Source organism: Ruegeria sp. HKCCA5839 (assembly GCF_013035585.1).
GTDB lineage: Bacteria > Pseudomonadota > Alphaproteobacteria > Rhodobacterales > Rhodobacteraceae > Ruegeria.
The window spans coordinates 310,610-332,642 of record NZ_WQIE01000003.1; the positions used below are offsets into that span (position 1 = coordinate 310,610).

Here is a 22,033-nt window from a genome sequence, read left to right on the forward strand (position 1 = left end):
GGACGCTAAAGACCCGATGCTGCGCGCCTTGGATATTCGCGACATGCTTATCATCGACCGGTTGGAGCTGAGTTTCCAACCGGGCTTGAACGCATTGACTGGCGAAACGGGTGCGGGGAAATCGATCCTGCTGGATTCGCTTGGCTTTGTTCTGGGCTGGCGCGGGCGTGCGGAATTGGTGCGCCAAGGCGCGGCCCAAGGTGAGGTTGTGGCCGAATTTGATCTACCCGCCAATCACCCTGCTCATGCTATTCTTGAAGAGGCTGGATTGCCCGGCGGTGACGAGTTGATTCTGCGCCGCATCAACACGGCTGAGGGGCGCAAGACTGCTTGGGTCAATGATCGCCGTTGCTCGGGCGAGGTGCTGCGGGCTTTGTCGGAGACGCTGATTGAGTTACATGGCCAGCACGATGATCGCGGCCTGCTGAACCCTCGGGGCCATCGGGCGATGCTGGATGCCTATGCGGCTGCTGGGGACGAACTGGTGGCTGTGCGCGCGGCGTGGTCTGAAATGTCGCGGGCGCGCAAGGCGCTGGAACAGACCGAAACGGCGTTGAACGCGATGCGTGCCGAAGAAGAGTTTTTGCGCCATTCGGTTGCCGAGTTGGATCAGCTCGACCCGCAGCCCGGCGAAGATGCCGAGCTGGATGCGCGCCGCCGCATGATGCAGGGGGCCGAGCGGATCCGCGATGATGTGGCCCGCGCGTTCTCATTGTTGGGGGGTGACGGTGCAGAAGCTGCGATGGCCGATGCTGTGCGTTGGCTGGAGAGTGTTTCAGACAGTGCCGGTGGGCAGCTGGAAGAGCCGATCGCTGCACTGGGGCGCGCCCTGATCGAATTGGGAGAGGCGCAAGATGGTGTTAACGCCTGCCTGCAAGCGCTTGATTTCAACCCGGCCGAGCTGGAGCAAACAGAAGAACGTCTTTTTGCCATCCGTGCATTGGCCCGCAAGCATGATGTGGCCCCGGATGATTTGGGCGCGTATGCGGAAACGCTGCGCGACAGGCTGGGGCGGTTGGATGCAGGTGACGCGGATCTCTCGGAAAAACGCGCGGCTGTTGAAGCCGCGCAAGTCGCTTATGACAACGCAGCAGCTGCGCTGAGCACGAAGCGGCAAGAGGCAGCCACCGCCTTGGACGATGCGGTGATGGCGGAACTCACCCCGCTGAAGATGGAGCGCGCGGTTTTCCGGACGGAAATCACCACAAGCGATCCAGGACCAGAAGGGATCGACGCTGTGGCCTTTACTGTGGCCACCAACCCCGGTGCGCCATCTGGACCGCTGAACAAGATTGCATCGGGCGGGGAACTCAGCCGATTTCTTCTGGCGCTCAAGGTCTGCCTGACCGGGGACGACAGCGCCCGCACGATGATCTTTGATGAGATCGACCGGGGCGTCGGTGGTGCCACAGCCGACGCGGTGGGGCGCCGCCTGGCCGCTTTGGCGCAGGGTGGTCAGGTGTTGGTGGTGACCCACTCACCCCAAGTCGCCGCCCGCGCAGCGCATCATTGGCGGGTGCAGAAACATGTGACAGGTGATCAGACCCTCTCGACCGTGATTCCGCTGGATGATCCTGACCGGGTGGACGAAATTGCTCGCATGGTCGCAGGCGACACAATCACCGACGAGGCGCGCGCTGCTGCCCGTGCTTTGTTGGACGCATGATGGCCAATTCAGCGCCCTAGCGTCTTCCCACGGTCAGGCACGTCGCCTAGTAAGGGTTAAGGACCACCTTCCGAGGATCAATGACCCAGTCAACCCGCACCGTGCTGCGCAATCAGCTCAATCAGGCGCTTTCCGCGTTGCGAGACGCCTGGCGCGTCCTGCGCCATCGCGGTCCCAGTCAGGTTCAATTCTGGTTCATTGCTTTGGCCATCGGGATCGCCGCTGGCTTTATGGCGCTTGGGTTTCGGATGGCGATCACCTGGCTGCAGGCATTCCTCTACCAAACCGACAACATTCTATTCCTGCACAGCCATGCTGAAAGGCTTTCGTGGCTGTGGATCCTGCTGTTGCCCGTATTCGGTGGGCTGGTTGTTGGGATAATCCTGCACAAGTTCACCGATGACGGACGTGTGCGGTCGGTCGCGGATGTCATCGAAGGGGCGGCGATTACAGATGGTCGTGTCGAGACGAAGGCTGGCATCGCCTCTTTCTTTGCATCGCTGATCACGCTCAGTTCGGGTGGTTCAAGCGGTCGGGAAGGACCAGTGGTTCACATGGCCGGGGTGATTTCCACCTGGGTGAGTGATCGAATTCACGCGGATGGCATCACCGGGCGCGACCTGCTGGGTTGCGCCGTCGCGGCTGCGGTTTCAGCCAGTTTCAACGCGCCCATCGCGGGGGCCCTGTTTGCGTTGGAAGTGGTGCTGCGCCATTTCGCCGTCCATGCGTTCGCACCGATTGTCATTGCCTCGGTCGCGGGCACGGTGATCAACCGGTTGGCCTATGGCGATGTTACGGAATTCACGCTCAATACGCCGGGATCTTTGCAGTTCTACGTAGAGCTACCTGCTTTTCTGATCCTGGGACTGATCTGTGGGTTGGTGGCCTTGCTCCTGATGCGGTCGATCTTTTTTGCCGAGGACATTGGCACCCATATCCAGAACCGGCTGTCCCTGCCGCGCTGGCTGCGACCGGCGGTGTCGGGGGCGATGCTGGGGCTGCTGGCCATCTGGTTTCCGCATATCATTGGTGTGGGGTATGAGACCACGATCCGCGCCTTGACCGGGGATCTGGTTCTGACAACAGCCATCCTTTTTGCGGTGATCAAGACAGTGGCTTTGGCGATCACCATGGGCGGTCGTATGGGGGGCGGGGTGTTCTCTCCGGCCTTGATGATTGGCGCGCTGACAGGGCTGGCCTTTGGCCTGATTGCTACCGGTTTGCTGCCGGATGTGTCGGGAACCCATACGCTTTACGCCTTCGCGGGCATGGGGGCGGTGGCAGCAGCTGTTTTAGGCGCGCCAATTTCAACGACCCTGATTGTGTTTGAACTGACCGGTGATTGGCAGATCGGTCTGGCCGTTATGGTTTCGGTCTCGATGTCCACAGCCTTGGCCTCGCGCCTGGTGGATCGGTCGTTCTTCCTGACACAGCTGGAACGGCGGAACGTGCATCTGGCGGCAGGCCCACAGGCTTATTTGCTGGCGATGCTGCGAGCGGGCACGGTGATGCGCCCAATCGGAGATCCGCGCGCGATCTCCGAAGACGAGGCCAAGGCTCTGATCGAACAGGGGCTGTGTGTCAGCGCCAGCGCAACGCTTGAGGCCGCGATGCCCTATTTCGACCGCGCTGACATACCGTGTATCCCCGTTGTCGTTCAGGATGATACGGGGCAAGAGAACCCGGTCGGGGCTCTCTATCATGTGGACGCCCTAAAGGCTTATAACCGCGCGCTTGCGGCCACGGCTGCGGAAGAACATTCCTGATCAGCCGCCATAGACGCTGGCCGCATCGCCAAGGTAATTGTCCCAGGCAAACCAATACGAAATATGGCCCGCCACGCGCGGCAATTCCGTGCCATCGGGGCTGATCAAAGCCTCTTCGGTAACGCGCCAGCGTACGCCCTTGGCATCTTGCAAAGTGCCATCCACAGTCTTGAACCTATGCGACTTGCGTTCATAGGCCCGCACACTGCGTTTCTTGGGATCGCCCATCAGAACAACGGGTCTGTCAGCGATGGCGTCGTTGATAACGGGTTTGCCCTGGAACGCATCCAGTGGCCAGGCCCGCGCAGCCCCGAACTGGCGGATGGCAAATACATAGTCCTTTTGGCGGTGCTGCGATTGATCCACCAGTGCGGGGAACATCAACTCGGGCGATGCAAAATATTCCTGATAGACAACGCCCGACCCATAGTTGCGGCGATGTCCGGTGCTGAGCGAAAGAACCTTGCTGTCGGGATGCGAGGCTTTCCAGCTGTCCCAGCGGGTTATCACGACCGGGCGCTGCTTCAACTCGATCCCGCTGTCGACCAAAGGTCCAACCACAGGTTTGCCGGTATATTGGTTCCACAGTGAATGGGTGGTGCGGTCGAACATCAGTTTATTGGACCGATAGAGAAAACCGGATGAGCCGAAAACCAGCGGTTTGCGCTGTCCGGGAACCTGCGTTTCAAACAGGATACCCGATCCGCACAAGGTGCAATAGGCCAGAGCGACGGGCACACCTCCGATCACCTCGTTGAACATCTCGTGCCAGCCCATTATGCGCAGCGGATAGGCACGCACATCGCCATTGATTGAAACACCAAAGACCAGATCGTCGTCTTTGAGGTATGAGGCTCCTTTGGCCGAAATCAGCGTTGGATTGTCCAGCGACGGTATACCGTCTTTCTTGACCCCGCCCCAGGTGATTTCTTCAAGGCGGATTTTCATCTTGTCGCGCTGCAAATACTCGGGGCGCAGGAAGACGTCAAAATTCTCGTCGATACCCAGCAGAACCTCACGTTTGAACGGGATCAGCGAGGGGTGGGGTACGATCTGCGGATTACGCTCTTGCCAGAGCATCCATTCGAACCAATCTGTTCCAAGATCCTGCCCGCTTAACTCGGCCATGACGGCGGCGATTTCGTCGCGACGTCTGCCGGAATAACGTAGTCCGGTCAACAGGGCGGCAACAACGTCGGGCTCGCCGCGTTCGCGCAGAAAATCCATCCCATACTGAAATTCCGAGGTGATCCCGAATAAGGAGGACCGCACGGCTTCGAGCACGGGGTCTTCCTGGGCCCATCCGATATTGGGCAGCATCGCGCCGGCCCCAAGCAGGCTGGCAAAATGGCGGCGAGTTATCATCATGGCTCTCTCTCCAATCGCATCTGGACAGAGTGTGCCCGCAAACGCGCTCACGTTCACGCAACAGGCGCGTGATCGCGCCGCGATTGAAACGAAAGGACCTAGGCCTTGGGGGTTGGATCAGACTCGTCGGCCTTGGGGGGGCTGTCTTCGGCCCTCAAGGTCAAGGGTGGGTCGTTGGTTTCCGCGGCAATCGGGGCAGGGGCTGAAACTTTTGGTTCTGGGTCTGGAACCGATTCTTCGGGCCCCGGAACGGGCACCGCGCGAGGCGTTCCATCGTCTTCGATCGCGGATGCGGGTTCTACCAACGGTTGGGGCACGGCTTCTTCGACGCGCCGGCGAAACACCAGAAGATTGCGCCAGTTGGTGGACGATCCGGTCAGGCCAGACCGGTCCTCACTGGGCAGAAGTTCCGCGCGCTGATATTCCCAACCGTCACGACCCATCTGGTTCAGGATCTGTTCGACCGAAACGGCAAAGCGCCCTTCCGGGGTCTTCACACCTTTGGCCTTGGTGCCCTTCTGCGGGGCGGGAACAACTTTGTATTCGTAACGCGACATCACTTGGTCCTGATCTTTTACCGGCGCAAATTAACATGCCATCACGCAGGTGAAAGCACTCTCGGCATATTCTGCAATTTCACTGTGAACTGTTGCGCGAACCCTGCGCTGCTTTCTCGACCAGGGTCAGGCAAACCTCGGTTGCCAGTGCCATATCCTGCACTGATATCCATTCAAGCGGGCCATGGATGCACTGCATGCCCGTAAAGATATTCGGTGTGGGCGTGCCGAATTCTGTCAGGCGCGAGCCATCGGTGCCGCCACGAATGGGAACCGAGATCGGATCGATCCCATGGGCGCGGCAGGCCTCACGGGCCAAATCCACCGGTGTCATATCGTTTTCCAGCCAATAGCGCATGTTGCGGTATTGGTGACTGATGTCGCAGCTGATCTGGGCACGCGGCTCGGTCGCCTGAACGGCTGCGCAGACCTGACGGACAATGTCGCGCTGTGCTTCCAGCCCTTCCATTTCAAAGTCACGCAGGATCAGTTTGATCTCCATCTCGGATGAGCCGCCATTCATGTCGGTGACATGAATAAAGCCCTCGCGCCCGTCGGTGACTTCGGGAGTCATGGTCGCCTGTGGCAGAGTTTGAACGATTTTGGCTGCCAGATGCGCCGCGTTGACCATCTTGTCCTTGGCCAGCCCGGGGTGGATCGACACTCCGGTGATCTTGATCACGGCGCGGTCAGCCGAGAAGCTTTCATATTCGATCTCCCCCACTTCCTGCCCGTCCAGGGTGTAGGCAAAATCCGCTTTCAGATCCTTGGGCAATTGTTCCGTCACCCCGCGCCCGATTTCTTCGTCTGGTGTAAATGCGATGCGGATCGGGCTGTGCGGGATGTCAGGGTTTTCGATCAGATGCCGGGCCATTGTCATCAGGATCGATACGCCCGCCTTGTCATCACCTCCCAGCAGGGTGGTTCCTGACGCGGTGATAAGGTCATGCCCGATCTTGTCCGCCAGATAGGGATGTTCACCGGGGGACAGCACCAGTTCGGCATCATCGGGAAAGGTGATATCACCGCCGTTATACCCTTTGATCACGCGCGGTTTGACGCCGGTTGCGTTGAATTGCGGCGCGGTGTCTACATGGGCCAGAAAACCGACGGTCGGCCCCTCAGCCGTGCCCGGAATCGTCGCCACAACGACGCTGTCACCGGTCATTTCGACATCCTGCGCGCCAATCTCTTTCAATTCGTCACGCAGCAGGTTCAGCATATTGAATTGAATGTCGGTGCTGGGGGTCGAGGCCGAGGTCTCGTCGCTTTGGCTGTCGATGGCCGCGTAGCGCACCAGCCGGGTTTCGAGTTCCTGATCAAATCTGCTTTTCATGGCACCTACCTCTCTGGTGCCGAAGAAAGAGCGCAAACGAAAACGGAGTCAAGCAGATGGCCTGACTCCGCTCAGAACTGGATTGGTTGTTTAGGACCCGAGCTTTTTGCCGACCAACTCGTTGACCGCCTTGGGGTTGGCCTTGCCACCAGTGGCCTTCATCACCTGACCGACAAACCAGCCAGCCAGTTTCGGGTTCACCTTGGCCTTTTCGACCTGCGCCGGGTTGGCAGCGATTATCTCGTCCAAAGCAGCCTCGATCGCGCCGGTATCCGTCACCTGCTTCATACCGCGCTCTTCGACGATCAGCGCCGGGTCGCCGCCTTCGGTATAGACGATCTCGAACAGATCCTTGGCGATCTTGCCCGAGATGGCATCCGATGCGATCAGGTCGATGATCCCGCCCAGCTGCGCCGGAGACACGGGCGAGTCGGTGATGTCGTGGTCTTCTTTCTTCAAGCGACCAAACAGTTCGTTGATGACCCAGTTTGCGGCCAGCTTGCCATTGCGGCCTTGTGCCACCTCTTCGAAATAGGCGGCGGATTCCACCTCGGCTGTCAGCACGGAGGCGTCATAATCGGTCAGGCCAAACGCGCTGATGAACCGTGCCTTCTTATCGTCAGGCAATTCGGGCAGCTTGGCGGCGATATCGTCCACCCAGGCTTGCTCGATCTCAAGCGGCAGCAGATCGGGGTCGGGGAAATAGCGGTAATCATGCGCCTCTTCCTTCGACCGCATCGAGCGGGTCTCGCCCTTGTCCGGATCGTACAGGCGCGTTTCTTGCTCGACCTCGCCACCGGCCTCGACGATGGCGATCTGACGGCGGGCCTCGACCTCAATCGCTTGCTGGATAAAGCGCATCGAGTTCATGTTCTTGATCTCACACCGCGTGCCCAGATGCGAAAAATCCTGCGTTTCCTGATATTTCTCATAGGCACCGGGCAGGCAGATCGAGACGTTCACATCCGCCCGCAAGTTGCCGTTTTGCATGTTGCCGTCACAGGTACCCAGATAGCGCATGATCTGGCGCAGCTTAGCGATATAGGCGGCGGCCTCTTCGGGGCCGCGGATATCGGGGCGGCTGACGATCTCCATCAGGCAAACGCCAGTGCGGTTCAGATCGACGAAAGACATGTTAGGGTCCATGTCGTGGATCGATTTGCCCGCGTCCTGCTCCATGTGGATACGCTCGATCCGAACCATGCGCGCGGTGCCGTCACCCAGTTCAACCAGCACTTCGCCTTCACCCACGATGGGGTGGTACAGCTGAGAGATCTGATAGCCCTGCGGCAGGTCAGGGTAGAAATAGTTCTTGCGGTCAAAGGCCGATTTCAGGTTGATATCCGCTTTCAGGCCCAGCCCCGTCCGCACGGCTTGTTCAACGCAATACTCGTTGATCACCGGCAGCATTCCAGGCATCGCGGCGTCCACGAAAGCGACGTTCGAGTTCGGCTCGGCCCCGAATTGGGTCGATGCGCCCGAAAACAGCTTGGCGTTGGACGAGACCTGCGCATGCACCTCCATCCCGATCACCAATTCCCAATCGTGCTTGGCCCCGGCAATGGTCTTTGGTTTGGGCATTTCGTATGTCAGGTCGAGCATGGCGCGCCTCATATCCGCAATCGTCTAGGCCAGCGTATTAGGCCCGGTGCGGCAAAGGAGCAAGGGGGAATGGGGGCAATTCAGTGAAATCGCCCCCGCAGGATCAGTTCCCCGAAAACTGAAGGCCCGAAGGCGTGAAAGTCACGCTTTGACCGCTTCGCAGTTCTTCGCGGAACAGGTCCGAAATGGCGCGCAGCGCGTCAGTGTGGCCACGAGCGGCAAAACGTTCGGGCGAATTGATCCGCAGGCTGTTGTTGAACCCGTCTGCGGCGTGGGCCCAGATCATCGGGTGCAGCTCGGTCATGTGATCACGGATCAGCCATTGCGCGGCTTCGCAGATCTGTTCACGCGCTTCATCAGCCTTGGGGTTGATCCCCGCGCGTTTCTGCAAGGTGATGGCGCAATAAGCGGCCAGCAGGTTGATCATCTGCTGATCCGGGCGACGATGAACGATGTCGCACAACCCTTCCAGGAAGTACTCAACATCCACCTGTGCAAGCGCGTCGTCATCCAGCGCAATCGCGTCAAACTGAACCCAGGTGTATCCACCTGCGCCCCAGACCGAATGGGTCTGAGCTGCAATGCGCAGCGCCTGAACTTCGAGTTCTTGGTGGCTGCCGAACCAGCGCGGCAACAGATGCGTACCCATGGCGCGCATGTGACGTTGGTTCTGCGGATCCAGCGCGATCAGCGCCTCGTATTTCTGTGCAACCCGCGCCTGTGCCTGTGGCTGAGAGGCCAGCAGCGCGCATTCGGCTGCGGCCAAAGCCGGGCTGTCAGCCAATCTGGACTGGCACAAAGGCAGAACCGCTGCCGCTCGGTCGAAATGCGCTGCGCAACGCGCGCTGTGGAGCGGGGGCAACGTCGCGTCGGTCGCCGTTCCGCGCCATGCCCAGGCCATGTCGATATGGGTCAAGGCAACCACCAGGCCGATCATCGGATCGCCCGAATGCAGGCGGTATTCATTCTCAAGCTCTGAGATCCCGCACAACAGGTCGTATTCCTGAATGGCTTTCCCATCTGACAGCGCGTGTTCGACAGCCAGAACTACGTCGGAACGCGCGCCAAAGGCCAAAAGATCCACCACGGGTTGGCCGCACGGTGTCACTTTTCGCGCCGCGTCGGCGGCGTGCATTTCTTGCGACAGCTCGTCCCAAAGGTCCTGACGCGCTAGGTATCTTCCGCGTTCGATCAGCTTGTGACCGACTACATCTTCAGGTTGCATCTGGGCAATTGGAATATTCAGTTGTCCCGACGCCAAAAGCTGGGCGGGCACATCAGCAGTAGCCGAGAGCGTTTCGGGATTGGATTGGTCTAAACGACCGGGTTTTCGGGCGAACATTGCCCCAAGAGACCGTAACATAGTGAACTCGTATTTAACTGAACATTCGTAACGTATTCAGTTTGACGAGTATTTGTTTTTAATTCAAGAAATCCGCCCGAAAACCTCTGAATCCGAAACCAATATCGTAAGATTCCAGTGAATCGTTTCTAGAAAACGCGGAAATGATGCCGCTCAACGTCGAATCCGGCGCTTTGCAGAACGATCTCGAGTTGTTTGTGGGGTGGCAAAGATTCATCTGGCAATCGTATTCTCTTGTCGGTCTTCAAGATGGCCGAAACCCTGACGGAAAAGTCCCAACGGGTGTCGAACCGGAACTTTTTTACCTCGGCCAAAGTAAGCGACCCCTCTCTTTTTCCACTGTACCAACTCAGCTTGTCGTCGGTTATGGACATTCCGGCACGGGTATCCATGGCGACGTCCCAAAGGGCGGGGAGGGTCGCCAGGGCCAAAAGGCCCATCAACCACCAGGCTGCATTCAGAACGATAATCAGCCCGACCAGAACCGCATAAATGCAGATCAAAACCGTAACGGTGCGCTGGTTACGGTTCTGCCGGGTGAATTCGAACACTGGCTTGGTCATGCATTGAGAATCCGCGAGATCATTTCGGTGGTGTCGCGTGACAGATCCGGCGTGTTTGCGATGCGCTGCAACTGCGTCTTGATCAGTGCTTGTCGGTCGGCATCATAGCGTTTCCAGGTCTGGAACGCACTGCACATGCGCGCTGTGGTCTGTGGGTTGACCGGATCAAGCCGAACCAGCCAGTCAGCCAATAGCGCATAGCCCGCTCCACCTGCCGCATGAAACCCCGCGTGATTCATCGCCAAAGCACCCATCACAGCGCGGAACCGGTTGGGGTTCTTCCAGTTGAAATCGGCATGTTCGGTTAGGGCCCGCGCGGTCTGCACCGCCGCATCAGGCGCCGCCAACGAGACCTGAAGCCCAAACCACTTGTCCATCACCAGCCTGTCATGTCGCCACTGATCGTAGAAGGCCGACAATTCCTCTTGACCTTTGCCCGCGCGCAGCAGGCACGACAGCGCTCCGAGCTGTTGGGTCATGTTGTCGGCCCGTGTATAAGCCTGAGCCGCCATGGCCCCGCCATCCAGACGCGTAGTCAGCGCCAGAGCTGCTCCTCCCAGGGCGCGCTTGCCCGATTGGCGGGCGTCCGGCGCATAAGGTTCGTCCACCACCGTTTCGCTGTGCAGGCGCGGCAGCAGGTCTTGCACATGTTGGGCGGTTGTTTGTCGCAGAGTCTCAATCGCAGTCCAGATTGCCATCGGATCGGGCGTGTGGCCCTGTTCGTGCAGCGCGGCGGCCAGTTCGGATTGGGTCGGCAAGCCCAACATCAAAGCCCGGTAGGCCGCATCCAGATCCGCATCCCGCAAAACGGCCAGCAACCCATCCAGATAATCCGCGCCAGGTGTTGCATCCTGCGTGATCATGCGCAGCAGCGTATCCTGAGCCAGCGACCGCCCCGCTTGCCAACGATTGAACGGGTCGGTGTCATGGGCCAGCAAAAAGGCGCGCTCGGCGTCGCTGTGGTCTTGTTCAAGGATCACTGGGGCCGAAAACCCGCGCAGGATCGAGGCCATCGGCTTGGCCGGAAGGCCGGAAAAGACAAAGCTCTGCTCCGCCTCTGTCAGCTCAAGAATTTCCGTTTCGCGCAGCTCATCTCCGTTGGGGCCAAGCAAGCCAACGGCGACCGGGATGACTTGGGGTAGCTTCTCATCCTGACCGGGCGTGGGCTCGGTCCGCTGGCTCAGGGTCAGGGTATAGGTGCCGTCGGTCCAGTCTTCGCTGACGCTGAGGCGCGGGGTGCCCGACTGGCTGTACCAGCGCTTGAACTGGCTTAGATCGCGGCCGGTGGCATCCTCAAAGACCTGCAACCAATCCTCGATTGTGCAGGCCTGACCATCGTGACGCTTGAAATAAAGATCAAGCGCCTTGGCATAGCTGTCGTCACCCACAAGCGTTTTTAGCATGCCGATGATCTCGGCGCCTTTTTCATAGACGGTTGATGTGTAGAAGTTGTTGATCTCTTGAAAGCTTTCGGGCCGAACTGGATGGGACAAGGGGCCATTGTCTTCGGGGAACTGCCGTGCGCGCAGGTCGATGGCATCGTGAATGCGCTTGACCGGGGCCGAGCGCATGTCGGATGTGAACTGTGCGTCACGAAAGACCGTCAGACCCTCTTTGAGACACAGCTGGAACCAGTCGCGGCAGGTGATGCGGTTGCCGGTCCAGTTGTGGAAATACTCATGCGCGATGATCGCCTCGATCCGTTCGAAATTCATATCGGTCGAGGTTTCAGGGCTGGCCAGCACGGCAGAGGAGTTAAAGATATTCAACCCCTTGTTCTCCATCGCGCCCATGTTGAAATCATCGACGGCCACGATGTTGAACACATCCAGATCATATTCGCGGCCATAGACGTCCTCGTCCCACTTCATCGACTTTTTGAGCGCCTCCATCCCAAAGGCACACTTGCCTTCATCGCCGGGGCGGACCCAGAGATTAAGGACAACATCGCGACCCGACATCGTGGTGAAGTGGTCAGAGTGTGCGACGAGCTCGCCCGCAACCAGCGCAAACAGATAGGCCGGTTTGGGCCAGGGATCGACCCATTCAGCCCATCCGTCACCCTGGTCTGACGGGTTGCCATTGGACAGCAGCACCGGCAGGTCGCCATTGATGCGTACGGTAAAGGTAGACATCACATCAGGTCGGTCGGGATAGAAGGTGATCTTTCGAAACCCTTCTGCCTCACATTGGGTGCAATACATGCCGTTTGACATATAAAGCCCCTCAAGCGCGGTGTTGTTGCCTGGGTCAATCTCGACCACGGCCTCCCATATGAAAGGCGCATTTGGGACATCGGCGGTCAGGCCTTTGTCAGTCACTTCGGGCGAGATAGTCGCGCCGTCGATAGCGGCGCGGATCAGTTTCAGCTCTTCACCATGCAGAAAGAACTGGTGATCACTGGCGTCGGGATTGGGTCTGAACGCGATACGGGACGTGACCCGCGTGGCATGTGCTGCCAAGTCAAAGGTCAGGTGTACAGAGTCGACCAGAAATCCAAAGGGTGTGTAGTCTTTGAGGTAGATTGTGGTCGGAGCAGCGTCGCGCATCGGGGCCTCGTATCAGTTGGGTCGGCGCAGACGTTAGGGGCATCGCAAGATGGCTGCAAGCCACCGGGATCGTGCCATTTGAAACTGCTTCTTGATATTTTGGTAAATTATTTTTACCAAAATTTACGCGTTTTTGTTGCCTATCGGAAATTTTCCCCCTAACTGAGGTCGAGAGGAAACTTCGGCACAGTCGGAAAGGGATCGATATGAGTGACAGAGTAAACCGAAACGGGCAGCAAATTGATCCGGTGCTTGTAGATTTCGTCGAGACACAGGCGCTGCCGGGCACGGGTGTCACCGCATCGGCGTTCTGGGCGGGTCTTGCGCAGCTGGTCAATGAGCTGGGACCAAAGAACCGCGACCTACTGGCCAAACGGTCCGATATTCAAAGCCGTATTGATGGCTGGCATGCCGCACGCAAGGGGCAGGAGATTGACGCCGCCGAATACCACGGTTTTCTGCGAGAGATTGGGTATCTGGTCGAAGAGGGTGACGCTTTTCAGATCGAAACAGCAAATGTCGATCCCGAAATCGCGAAAACTCCGGGCCCGCAGCTGGTTGTGCCCATCACCAACGCGCGCTTTGCATTGAACGCAGCCAATGCCCGTTGGGGCAGCCTTTACGATGCGCTTTATGGCACCGACGCAATGGGTGATCTGCCCTCAGGCGGCGGATATGACACCGTGCGCGGTGCGCGTGTGATTGCCTGGGCAAAGGCGTTTCTGGATGAGGCCGTACCTTTGGCGTCCGGGTCTTGGACAGATGCGTCCGCTCTGAGCGTTGCAGATGGTGCTTTGACCCCCACACTGGCAGATCCGACACAGTTTGTGGGCTTTGGCGGTGGCGCAGAAGCCCCCGAGTTTATTCTGCTCAAGAATAACGGGCTGCACATTCAGATCATGGTTGATGCCTCCAGCACAATCGGGGCAAGCGACCCGGCTGGCATTTCGGATGTGCGGTTGGAATCTGCGCTCTCCACGATCATGGATTGCGAAGACTCGGTGGCCTGCGTGGACGCGGCCGACAAGGTCGTGGCCTATGGTAATTGGTTGGGCCTGATGAAGGGCGATTTGACAGAGGAAGTCAGCAAGGGTGGCAAAACTTTTACGCGCAAGCTGGCCGATGATGTTGCCTATACGGGCGCCAGCGGCGAAGCGGCCAGTTTGAAAGGCAGGTCGCTCATGCTGGTACGTAATGTCGGGCATTTGATGACCAACCCTGCCGTTCTGGATGCCGAAGGGCGCGAGATTGGCGAGGGGTTGTTGGATGCGCTCTGTACCACGTTGATCGCGATGCACGACCTGAGCCGCGATGGCGGCAACTCGGTCGAAGGCTCGGTCTATGTCGTCAAGCCCAAGATGCACGGGCCGGAAGAGGTGGCTTTTGCGGTTGAGATCTTTGACATGGTCGAGGACATCCTTGGCTTGCCGCGCAACACCGTAAAACTGGGCATCATGGATGAGGAACGTCGCACCTCGGCCAACCTTCGGGAATGTATCCGGGCCGCTAAATCGCGTGTCGCCTTTATCAACACCGGTTTCCTGGATCGGACCGGGGATGAGATCCACACGTCGATGGAAGCCGGTCCGATGTTGCCCAAGGGTGACATCAAGAACACGCCCTGGATCGCCTCGTATGAGGATCGCAACGTCGATATCGGGTTGGCCTGCGGGCTGAAAGGCAAGGCGCAGATCGGCAAGGGCATGTGGGCGATGCCCGACCGGATGGGCGATATGCTTGAGGCCAAGATCGGTCACCCGATGTCCGGCGCGACCTGCGCCTGGGTGCCGTCGCCGACAGCCGCAACCTTGCATGCCACGCATTATCACAAGGTCGATGTACTGGCCCGACAGGACGAGATCGCGGCAGGTGGCGCGCGCGGCACGCTTGAGGATCTGCTGACCATCCCGTTGTTGGGCGGGCGCAACCTGAGCGATGACGAGATCACGCGTGAGATCGAAAACAATGCGCAAGGCATTCTGGGCTATGTGGTGCGTTGGGTTGATCAGGGCGTGGGCTGTTCCAAGGTTCCCGACATCAATGATATCGGCTTGATGGAAGACCGCGCGACGTGCCGAATTTCCAGTCAGGCCTTGGCCAATTGGCTGCACAACGAGGTGATCAGCCAAGAGCAGGTTATGGCTGCGATGCAGAAGATGGCCGCTGTGGTGGACCGTCAGAATGCAGGTGATCCGTCTTATCAGCCGATGGCGCCTGGGTTCGACGGGATCGCCTTTCAAGCCGCTTGCGATTTGGTGTTCAAAGGGCGTGTCCAGCCTTCGGGCTATACCGAGCCGGTTTTGCATGCCCGTCGGTTAGAGCTCAAGGCCAGCCTGGGCTGAGAGAAAAGTATAGGGAACGAGGAGTCTGTCTGCCTCCTCGTGTTCGTTCGAGTATACTATTTGGTCAAATGAAAGGGATCAGGCATGGCAGTTTCCTTGCGCAAGGCGCGTACGATTATTCGCAAGGCTCTGGAAAAAGGGCGTGAACTGGAACTAAAGCCGCTTTCGGTTGTGGTTCTGGATGCCGGTGGTCATGTCATCGCGTTCGAGCGCGAAGATGGCGCGGCACCCGGACGGTTCGCGATTGCGCAGGGCAAGGCCTATGGGTCGGTCATGCTGGGCATGGCGGGCACCGCGCAGATGCAGCGGGCCGAGGCGCAGGCCTATTTCATGGCGGCTGTGAACGGCGTTTACGGTGGTCAGGTGGTGCCGGTGCCAGGTGGCGTCTTGCTGCGGGATCGCAAGGGGGCTGTCATCGGCGCGGTTGGCGTGACCGGCGATACCTCGGACAATGACGCAGTGGCGGCGATGGCCGGGATCGAAACGGCTGGCCTGATCGGCGAGATCTAAGCGACCCCGCCAGAAACAGCTCGGGGCGGCGCAGTGCGTGTCGAACCACGAAACGCTTGCGTGATTTTAACTGAGATTCCGTGGTCGACATCTTGCCTGGTTCAATTGTTGGTCTTCGTGACAAAAATACACGCATTTGAAGCGCATATTTGTCGCTTTGATGCGGTTGTTGAGAAATTCACAGACGAAGCTGCGCCCATGCACTTTGAAACCTGCAACGGATTTGGCATTAAGGCACAAGCCGTCTTGGAGCATGGAGAAAACTGAATGGCGCGTCCGGTTGTCGGAATTATCGGAAACTCGTATCTGCTGAACGATGAATACCCGACCCATACAGGCGGCACGATGAATTCTGATGCTGTGGCGAATGTTTCGGACTGTATCCCATTGCTGATCCCGTCGGACCCGCGGTTTGTCTCTGTCGCAGAACTGCTTGAGGTCTGTGACGGGTTTCTGCTGACCGGTGGCCGCCCAAATGTGCATCCCGAGGAATATGGCGAGTCTGCAACCGAGGCGCATGGCGAGTTTGACCGCGCACGGGATGCGATCACGTTGCCTCTGGTCCGGGCTTGCGTAGAGCGCGGTCAGCCGTTTCTGGGCATTTGCCGCGGGTTTCAAGAGGTCAACGTGGCCATGGGCGGCACGCTCTATCCCGAGATCCGTGATCTGCCCGGGCGTCAGAACCACCGGATGCCGCCGGATGGGACGCTGGAAGAGAAATTTGCGCTGCGCCATGTGGTGACGCTCAGCGAAGGAGGCGTGTTCCACCGGCTGTTCGGGGCGCAAGAGGTGATGACCAACACGCTGCACGGGCAGGGCATCAAGAGCGTCGGGCAGAATGTCGTCATCGACGGCCACGCGCCGGACGGTACACCCGAAGCGATTTACGTTGATGGCGCGCCCGGCTTTACCCTGTCGGTCCAGTGGCACCCGGAATGGGATGCGGCCAACGATCCGGTGTCGCGGCCTTTGTTTCAGGCCTTTGGAGAGGCCGCTCGGTCTTGGGCCGGATGCAAGCGGTCCACACCGCTGCAACGCATGGCCTAGCGTCGAAGGGGATCGGCCCCAAGGGCCGGCCCCGCATTTCAGATCAGATCAGCAGATCGAACTGCCGGTTCAGCGGCAGCGTGCGTGCGCGCTCGCCGGTCAGGTCAAAAAGCGCATTGCCAAGCGCGGGCATTGAGGGCGGTGTGCCGGGCTCTCCGGCGCCACCCATATGTTTGTTGGTCTCAAGGATGCGTACCTCGGTGAGCGGAGTGTTATGCATCCGCAACCCGTCATAGTCGGGGAAGTTGTATTGCTCGACCTCGCCATCGGCAAAGGTGATCTCGCCCTGAACCGCGGCGGAAAGGCCATAGATCATGCCCCCGATCATCTGTGCCTCGACCGTCGCCGGATCCAGTGCCAGACCCATATCGCAGGCAATCCAGGCCTTGCTGATGCGGATGCTGCCGTCTTCGTCGACCACCTCGATCACCTGCGCGACCGGAGTGCCAAAGCTGTAGGTCAGAGCCACGCCGCGCCCTACGCCATCGGGTGTTTGCCCGGTCCAGCCAGACATCTCTTTGACCGCAGCCAGACATCCGGCCGAAGGCGCGTGTTCCGACTTGGCCAGAGCCAGACGGAATTCCAACGGATCCTGACCTGCGGCATGGGCCATTTCGTCCATGAAGGTCTCGTGGAAGAAGCCGTTATGGCTGTTGCCGACAGATCGCCAGAACCCCACAGGAATGTCTAGAGGTGCGATATGGCCGCTCATCCGGTAGTTCGGTATTGCGTAAGGCTGATTGAAGAACCCTTCGACGAGAACCTTGTCGGGGCCGCCGCCGGGAAAACCGGTATAGCGTTCCATCGCTTGCTGTGTGCTGGATTGTGCGGCCACCTTGCCGTCGATCAGCACCGCCTGACCGTCTTTGACAGCGCCGCGCATCCGGGCCATCGCGCCAGGGCGATAGAAATCATGGCGCATGTCTTCTTCGCGGCTCCATGTGGTCTGGACCGGTACGCCCGGCATAGCCATCGCGACCTTGGTGGCGATCTCACCAAAGTCCAGCTCGCCCCGGCGGCCAAATCCACCACCCAGATAGGTGGTGTGAATCTCGACCGCCTCAGTGTCCAGATTGGCCACATTCGCCACGCGCATCTGGATCAGGGTCGGGGCCTGATTGCCGCACCACAGATCCAGCTTGCTGCCGGTGAACAGCGCGGTGGCGTTCATCGGCTCCATAGTGGCATGGGCCAGATAGGGTACAGTGTATTCTGCCGTGATCTCGGTCGCGCCTTCGGGCAGCACCGACACATCGCCATCATCGCGCATGGTCGAGTTCGGCTCGGTGTCGAGCGCCTTGGCGATTTCGGCGAAAATGCCCTCGGTTTCAGGCGGGTATGGAGCATCGCCCCAATCCACGTCGATAGCCTCGACCGCCTGAATGGCTAGCCAGGTGTTGGATGCAATCACCGCAACTCCGGTCCCCAGATCAACGATCTTTTCCACGCCGGGCATGGCTTCGGCGGCACTGGCGTCAAACCCTTTCATGTCGCCACCCAGTTTTGGGTTCATCCGCACGCTGGCGAATTTCAGACCTTCGGGCCGGACATCGATGCCAAACTCGGCTGTCCCAGTGGACTTGCCTGCCATATCCAGACGCGGCTGCGACTGTCCCAGTAGCCGCCACTTAGACGGGTCGCGCAGAGGGGCTTCAATCGCTTCGATCTGGCCTGCGGCGGCGGCAAGTTCGGTATAAGGGATCTGTGTGCCATCGGGTGCGATGACTCCGCCTTTTGCCGTTTTCAACTGCTCGCGATCCACGCCCAATTGGTCGGCTGCCGCCTGTTTCAGCGTCTCGCGCGCTGACGCTCCGGCCAGACGCATCCGTTCGAAACCGTCTTTCATCGAGGTTGATCCACCGGTGATCTGCAGGCTGAGCGTTCGGCCCAGAACGCCCAGGGCTTCGCCCAGATTGTGCTGGAAGTCGGTGACGTCATAGCCTTTGTTCGGTAGGCCCTCACCCACAAGGGCCGAGTTGTAATAGGCCGCCGCAGCGGGCCCGTGCAGCACGCGAATGTCGTCCAGCTCAACGTCCAGCTCTTCGGCGATCAAAGCGGCCCATGTTGTCATCACGCCCTGGCCCATTTCCGCGCGTGGGGCGAACAGGGTAATCCCCTCTTGGTCGATCATCACAAAGGGGCTGAGCGCAGTTTCACCGTCTTGGGGTTTCAGCGGGTTGGCCGCAGGGCGGGTGACGTAATAGGCCCCAAAGGCGACACCACCCACAACAGCGGCAGATCCGATCAGGAAGGTGCGGCGCAGGATTTTTCCTATGCTTGCCATGGATCAGGCCTCCTTCAGCTTAGCGGCGGCATCATGGATGGCCGCTCGGATCCGGGGGTATGTCCCACAGCGACACAGGTTGCCCTGCATCGCGTCGTCAATGTCGGTGTCTGTCGGCACCGGGTTCTCGGCCAGCAAGGCGGCGGCCTGCATGATCTGACCGGACTGGCAATAGCCACATTGCGCCACCTGATTGTCTACCCAGGCTTGCTGGATCGCGGCCATCGCGTCGGGTGTGCCCAAGCCTTCGATCGTGGTCACGTCCCCCCAGACATCCGACAGGGCCACCTGACAGGATCGTACGGCCTCGCCGTCGATGTGAACGGTGCAAGCGCCGCATGAGGCCACACCGCAGCCGAATTTGGTGCCGGTCAGGCCGACCTCATCGCGCAGTACCCACAAAAGGGGAACGTCATCAGGCAGATCTACCTGATGGGTCTTTCCGTTGATCTTCAGAGCGGTCGCCATGGCGCACCTCTTTCGGTTGGAATTGGTTTCTGACATAATTGTCGAAAAGTGTCAGGGCGTCAATTGACAAAATAAACAAAAACTGTCAAAGGGTTTGTTATGGAAAAAACGATTGACGATCCGAAGCTTGCGGCAATCCTGAATTCGGCGTTTCAGGCCTTTGCCTCTTACGGGTTTCGAAAAACCTCGATGGATGACATCGCCAAGGGGGCGGGGATGTCGCGCCCAGCGGTCTATCTGCATTTCAAGAACAAAGAGGCGATCGTCCGCCATCTGACCGAGTTCTACTACGGCGAGAAGATCACCGAAGTCGGGCAGGCCTTGGCGCAAGAGGGGACAATTCCTGACGTTTTGGCCGCCGCGATCAATGCACAATCGGACGGGATGGCGGCGATCCTGGCCTCACCCCACGGGCTTGAGATGTTGGATGCCACTAAGTCCATGGCAACTGATATCGTCGAAACGGGCGAGGCCGAGTTGACCCGCCTCTATGCCAACTGGTTGCAGCGCGAGGCCGCTGCGGGCCGGGTCAATCTGACCACAGAGGCCTATGAGACTGCAAAGACGATGACCGCCGCGCTGAAAGGTATCAAAATGACGGCCTCTGGTGCGGATGAGTTCGAACAGAGGGTCGCCCAGCTGGCGGCGCTGTTTGGTGCAGCGCTTGAGGTCAGGTAACGCGCTGACGTATCTTGTATTCAGGGCGGTCCCATAATCTGTTACCGATGATATCAGCCAGAATATCCACAGCGCGTTCGACGTCTGTTTCGTCGATGTAAAGCGGTGTGAAACCAAAGCGCATCACGTCCGGTGCGCGGAAATCTCCGATCACCCCTCGCGCGATCAGCGCCTGCATGGCGGCGTACCCTTCGTCAAACCGGAACGAAACCTGACTGCCGCGCAAGGCCGGATCGCGGGGGCTGGCCAGGGTCAGGCCCGGGCAGGTTGCTTCGACCTGCGTGATAAACAGCTCAGTCAGTTCGATTGACTTCGCCCGAACCTGGGCCATGTCGGCCATATCCCATATATCCATGGCGGCGGAGAGCGCAGACATCTGGATGATCGGCGGTGTGCCCACGCGCATCCGTTCAATCCCCGCGCCCGGTCGATAGTCCAGATCGAAGGCAAAGGGCGAGGCATGGCCCAGCCAGCCCGACAGGGCGGGGCGCACCTTGTCTGACAGGCGCGGTGCCACATAGATGAAGGCCGGAGCACCGGGGCCGCCATTGAGATACTTATATGTGCACCCGACGGCAAAATCGACCTTGCACCCGGCCAGATCCACTTCGATGGCTCCGACTGAATGCGCCAGATCCCAAACCGTCATCACACCATTTGCATGGGCCAATTCGGTCAGAGCCTTCATGTCGTGCCTGCGTCCTGTGCGGTAATCCACCTCGGTCAACATCAGAACCGCCACGTCCTCGGTCATCTGCGCGGCCACGTCTTCGGGTTCGACAACCCGCAGCTCGTATTCAGGCCCTAGCGAGCGCAGCAATCCTTCGGCCATATAGAGGTCAGACGGGAAATTGCCGTTGTCTGACAGGATCACCCGGCGCTGTGGAACGAGTTCCAGCGCTGACGCGACGGCCTGATAGACTTTGATCGACAAGGTGTCGCCGACAACGACGCTGCCCGGCTCTGCTCCGATCAGCCGGCCAATCCGGTCGCCCAGTGCCAGGGGCAAAGCCATCCACCCGGCTTTGTTCCAACCGGTGATCAGCATCTCACCCCACTCGTCTTCAACCATTTCGGTGACGCGCGCCGAGGCGGCTTTGGGCAGGGGGCCAAGGGAATTGCCGTCGAGATAGATGATACCTTCCGGCAGATGGAATTTGGATTTGGTCGCTGCAAAATCGGTCATTTGAGCCCTTGCGAGTTGGGTGGTGCATTCGGCGTATCTGATAGTGGTGCAACTGTCTATCGTGCTGAAACGCAAGGCTCAGCGGCTGCCTGTTGCCAAATCCCTGATCTGCGTCAACCTGAGCTTTTGCCTTCGGGGACGGAAAGCGGTAGGACAACGGTCAAAAGCGACACTTTACCCTAGGGAATACACTTGCGTCGAATCGACATTCCACCCGTTTGGCTGATCGCGTTTGCAGCGCTGGCATGGCTGCAGGCGCGCAACCTGTCGTTGGGATTGTCGCTTGAGGGTGCGGTGACCGATTTGCTCAGTGGCCTATTGATCGGAGCCGGGATCGTGATTGCCATTTTGGCTGTGGTCGAGTTCCGGCGCCACCGAACAACGGTTTTGCCTCATGAAACACCCAGCGCCATGGTGCAGGCCGGGATCTATAAACGCAGTCGCAATCCGATCTATCTGGGGGATGTGCTGATCCTGACCGGTCTGATCTTGCGCTTTGACGCTGTGCTGTCTCTGGTTCTGGTTCCGATCTTTGTCTGGGTGCTGGAACGCCGTTTCATCTTGCCCGAAGAAGACCGGTTGCGTCGCAAGTTCCGAGCCGATTTTGCCCGGTATGAACGCCAAACCCGACGCTGGATCTAAGCCTGTGATGAATGTGACACAACGGAATGGATGCTGCGCTTGCGAAATAATCTTTCGCGAGTTAGACCAAGCGTTGACGAAGAATACCTGCCAATCGCGCGAACAG

Annotated in this window: 17 protein-coding genes; 7 read left to right on the plus strand and 10 right to left on the minus strand. The window is 59.1% G+C overall.

Features of this window, described 5'->3' with window-relative positions; genetic code table 11:
- Positions 1–16 precede the first annotated feature (16 nt).
- Both recN and GOV38_RS11150 read left to right on the plus strand, forming a co-directional pair.
- Positions 17–1,666: a DNA repair protein RecN gene (recN, locus tag GOV38_RS11145; protein WP_171209856.1), complete on the plus strand. Its 1,650-nt coding sequence runs from the start codon at positions 17–19 to the stop codon at positions 1,664–1,666.
- Positions 1,667–1,746: 80 nt separating this feature from the next.
- Positions 1,747–3,432, plus strand: coding sequence for a chloride channel protein (locus GOV38_RS11150; RefSeq protein WP_171209789.1), 1,686 nt, complete (start codon positions 1,747–1,749; stop codon positions 3,430–3,432).
- On the opposite strand, the gene GOV38_RS11155 is transcribed toward GOV38_RS11150, so the two are convergent.
- The 7 genes from GOV38_RS11155 to pepN form a co-directional block, all read right to left on the minus strand.
- Positions 3,433–4,800, minus strand: coding sequence for a DUF3179 domain-containing protein (locus GOV38_RS11155; protein WP_171209788.1), 1,368 nt, complete (start codon positions 4,798–4,800; stop codon positions 3,433–3,435).
- Positions 4,801–4,898: 98 nt separating this feature from the next.
- Positions 4,899–5,357, minus strand: coding sequence for a DUF4177 domain-containing protein (locus GOV38_RS11160; RefSeq protein ID WP_171096857.1), 459 nt, complete (start codon positions 5,355–5,357; stop codon positions 4,899–4,901).
- Positions 5,358–5,436: 79 nt separating this feature from the next.
- Positions 5,437–6,693, minus strand: coding sequence for a peptidase T (pepT, locus tag GOV38_RS11165; protein ID WP_171209787.1), 1,257 nt, complete (start codon positions 6,691–6,693; stop codon positions 5,437–5,439).
- A 90-nt stretch (positions 6,694–6,783) separates the two neighbouring features.
- Positions 6,784–8,295: an Asp-tRNA(Asn)/Glu-tRNA(Gln) amidotransferase subunit GatB gene (gene gatB / locus GOV38_RS11170; RefSeq protein ID WP_171209786.1), complete on the minus strand. Its 1,512-nt coding sequence runs from the start codon at positions 8,293–8,295 to the stop codon at positions 6,784–6,786.
- Between the two features lie 103 nt (positions 8,296–8,398).
- Entirely contained in the window at positions 8,399–9,658 is a 1,260-nt protein-coding gene (locus GOV38_RS11175) for a hypothetical protein (protein ID WP_254430618.1), read from the minus strand.
- Positions 9,659–9,786: 128 nt separating this feature from the next.
- On the minus strand, positions 9,787–10,221 hold the full coding sequence (locus tag GOV38_RS11180) for a hypothetical protein (RefSeq protein ID WP_171209785.1): 435 nt from the start codon (positions 10,219–10,221) through the stop codon (positions 9,787–9,789).
- The gene (gene pepN / locus GOV38_RS11185; RefSeq protein ID WP_171209784.1) at positions 10,218–12,770 is read right to left on the minus strand and encodes an aminopeptidase N; all 2,553 of its coding nucleotides are present in this window, start codon (positions 12,768–12,770) and stop codon (positions 10,218–10,220) included. Before pepN ends, GOV38_RS11180 begins: the two co-directional genes overlap by 4 nt.
- A gap of 206 nt (positions 12,771–12,976) precedes the next feature.
- On the opposite strand from pepN, the gene GOV38_RS11190 reads away from it, so the two are divergent.
- From GOV38_RS11190 to GOV38_RS11200, 3 genes are all read left to right on the plus strand, one after another.
- On the plus strand, positions 12,977–15,112 hold the full coding sequence (locus tag GOV38_RS11190) for a malate synthase G (RefSeq protein ID WP_171209783.1): 2,136 nt from the start codon (positions 12,977–12,979) through the stop codon (positions 15,110–15,112).
- 84 nt (positions 15,113–15,196) lie between these two features.
- A complete protein-coding gene (locus GOV38_RS11195; protein ID WP_171209782.1) occupies positions 15,197–15,622 on the plus strand; it encodes a heme-binding protein in 426 nt (141 codons plus the stop codon).
- Between the two features lie 267 nt (positions 15,623–15,889).
- Complete coding sequence (locus GOV38_RS11200; RefSeq protein WP_171096871.1) at positions 15,890–16,669, plus strand: gamma-glutamyl-gamma-aminobutyrate hydrolase family protein; 780 nt, start codon at positions 15,890–15,892, stop codon at positions 16,667–16,669.
- A gap of 43 nt (positions 16,670–16,712) precedes the next feature.
- Here the strand turns inward: GOV38_RS11200 and GOV38_RS11205 are convergent, their stop codons facing one another.
- Positions 16,713–18,953 carry a xanthine dehydrogenase family protein molybdopterin-binding subunit gene (locus GOV38_RS11205; protein ID WP_171209781.1) on the minus strand — a complete coding sequence of 747 codons (2,241 nt, stop codon included), beginning with the start codon at positions 18,951–18,953 and terminating at the stop codon, positions 16,713–16,715.
- Positions 18,954–18,956: 3 nt separating this feature from the next.
- Positions 18,957–19,421 (minus strand): (2Fe-2S)-binding protein, encoded by a 465-nt coding sequence (locus GOV38_RS11210; protein WP_171096882.1) that lies wholly within the window; start codon positions 19,419–19,421, stop codon positions 18,957–18,959.
- 99 nt (positions 19,422–19,520) lie between these two features.
- Between GOV38_RS11210 and GOV38_RS11215 the strand changes: the two genes are divergently transcribed.
- Complete coding sequence (locus GOV38_RS11215) at positions 19,521–20,099, plus strand: TetR/AcrR family transcriptional regulator (RefSeq protein WP_171096884.1); 579 nt, start codon at positions 19,521–19,523, stop codon at positions 20,097–20,099.
- Here GOV38_RS11215 and kynU read toward each other — a convergent pair.
- The gene (gene kynU, locus GOV38_RS11220; protein ID WP_171209780.1) at positions 20,092–21,285 is read right to left on the minus strand and encodes a kynureninase; all 1,194 of its coding nucleotides are present in this window, start codon (positions 21,283–21,285) and stop codon (positions 20,092–20,094) included. The two genes, GOV38_RS11215 and kynU, sit on opposite strands and share 8 nt — an antisense overlap.
- A gap of 192 nt (positions 21,286–21,477) precedes the next feature.
- Here kynU and GOV38_RS11225 point away from each other — a divergent pair, with 192 nt between their 5' ends.
- Positions 21,478–21,927 carry an isoprenylcysteine carboxylmethyltransferase family protein gene (locus GOV38_RS11225; protein ID WP_171096887.1) on the plus strand — a complete coding sequence of 150 codons (450 nt, stop codon included), beginning with the start codon at positions 21,478–21,480 and terminating at the stop codon, positions 21,925–21,927.
- Positions 21,928–22,033 lie beyond the last annotated feature (106 nt).

What these genes read in the sequence shown, in the direction of transcription:
- GOV38_RS11155 (WP_171209788.1), bottom strand. Translation starts at nt 4,800, where the DNA reads ATGATGATAACTCGCCGCCATTTTGCCAGCCTGCTTGGGGCCGGCGCG.
- GOV38_RS11215 (WP_171096884.1), top strand. Translation starts at nt 19,521, where the DNA reads ATGGAAAAAACGATTGACGATCCGAAGCTTGCGGCAATCCTGAATTCG.
- GOV38_RS11210 (WP_171096882.1), bottom strand. Translation starts at nt 19,421, where the DNA reads ATGGCGACCGCTCTGAAGATCAACGGAAAGACCCATCAGGTAGATCTG.
- GOV38_RS11160 (WP_171096857.1), bottom strand. Translation starts at nt 5,357, where the DNA reads ATGTCGCGTTACGAATACAAAGTTGTTCCCGCCCCGCAGAAGGGCACC.
- pepN (WP_171209784.1), bottom strand. Translation starts at nt 12,770, where the DNA reads ATGCGCGACGCTGCTCCGACCACAATCTACCTCAAAGACTACACACCC.
- GOV38_RS11175 (WP_254430618.1), bottom strand. Translation starts at nt 9,658, where the DNA reads ATGTTACGGTCTCTTGGGGCAATGTTCGCCCGAAAACCCGGTCGTTTA.
- pepT (WP_171209787.1), bottom strand. Translation starts at nt 6,693, where the DNA reads ATGAAAAGCAGATTTGATCAGGAACTCGAAACCCGGCTGGTGCGCTAC.
- GOV38_RS11195 (WP_171209782.1), top strand. Translation starts at nt 15,197, where the DNA reads ATGGCAGTTTCCTTGCGCAAGGCGCGTACGATTATTCGCAAGGCTCTG.
- GOV38_RS11205 (WP_171209781.1), bottom strand. Translation starts at nt 18,953, where the DNA reads ATGGCAAGCATAGGAAAAATCCTGCGCCGCACCTTCCTGATCGGATCT.
- GOV38_RS11180 (WP_171209785.1), bottom strand. Translation starts at nt 10,221, where the DNA reads ATGACCAAGCCAGTGTTCGAATTCACCCGGCAGAACCGTAACCAGCGC.
- GOV38_RS11150 (WP_171209789.1), top strand. Translation starts at nt 1,747, where the DNA reads ATGACCCAGTCAACCCGCACCGTGCTGCGCAATCAGCTCAATCAGGCG.
- kynU (WP_171209780.1), bottom strand. Translation starts at nt 21,285, where the DNA reads ATGACCGATTTTGCAGCGACCAAATCCAAATTCCATCTGCCGGAAGGT.
- gatB (WP_171209786.1), bottom strand. Translation starts at nt 8,295, where the DNA reads ATGCTCGACCTGACATACGAAATGCCCAAACCAAAGACCATTGCCGGG.
- GOV38_RS11190 (WP_171209783.1), top strand. Translation starts at nt 12,977, where the DNA reads ATGAGTGACAGAGTAAACCGAAACGGGCAGCAAATTGATCCGGTGCTT.
- GOV38_RS11200 (WP_171096871.1), top strand. Translation starts at nt 15,890, where the DNA reads ATGGCGCGTCCGGTTGTCGGAATTATCGGAAACTCGTATCTGCTGAAC.
- recN (WP_171209856.1), top strand. Translation starts at nt 17, where the DNA reads ATGCTGCGCGCCTTGGATATTCGCGACATGCTTATCATCGACCGGTTG.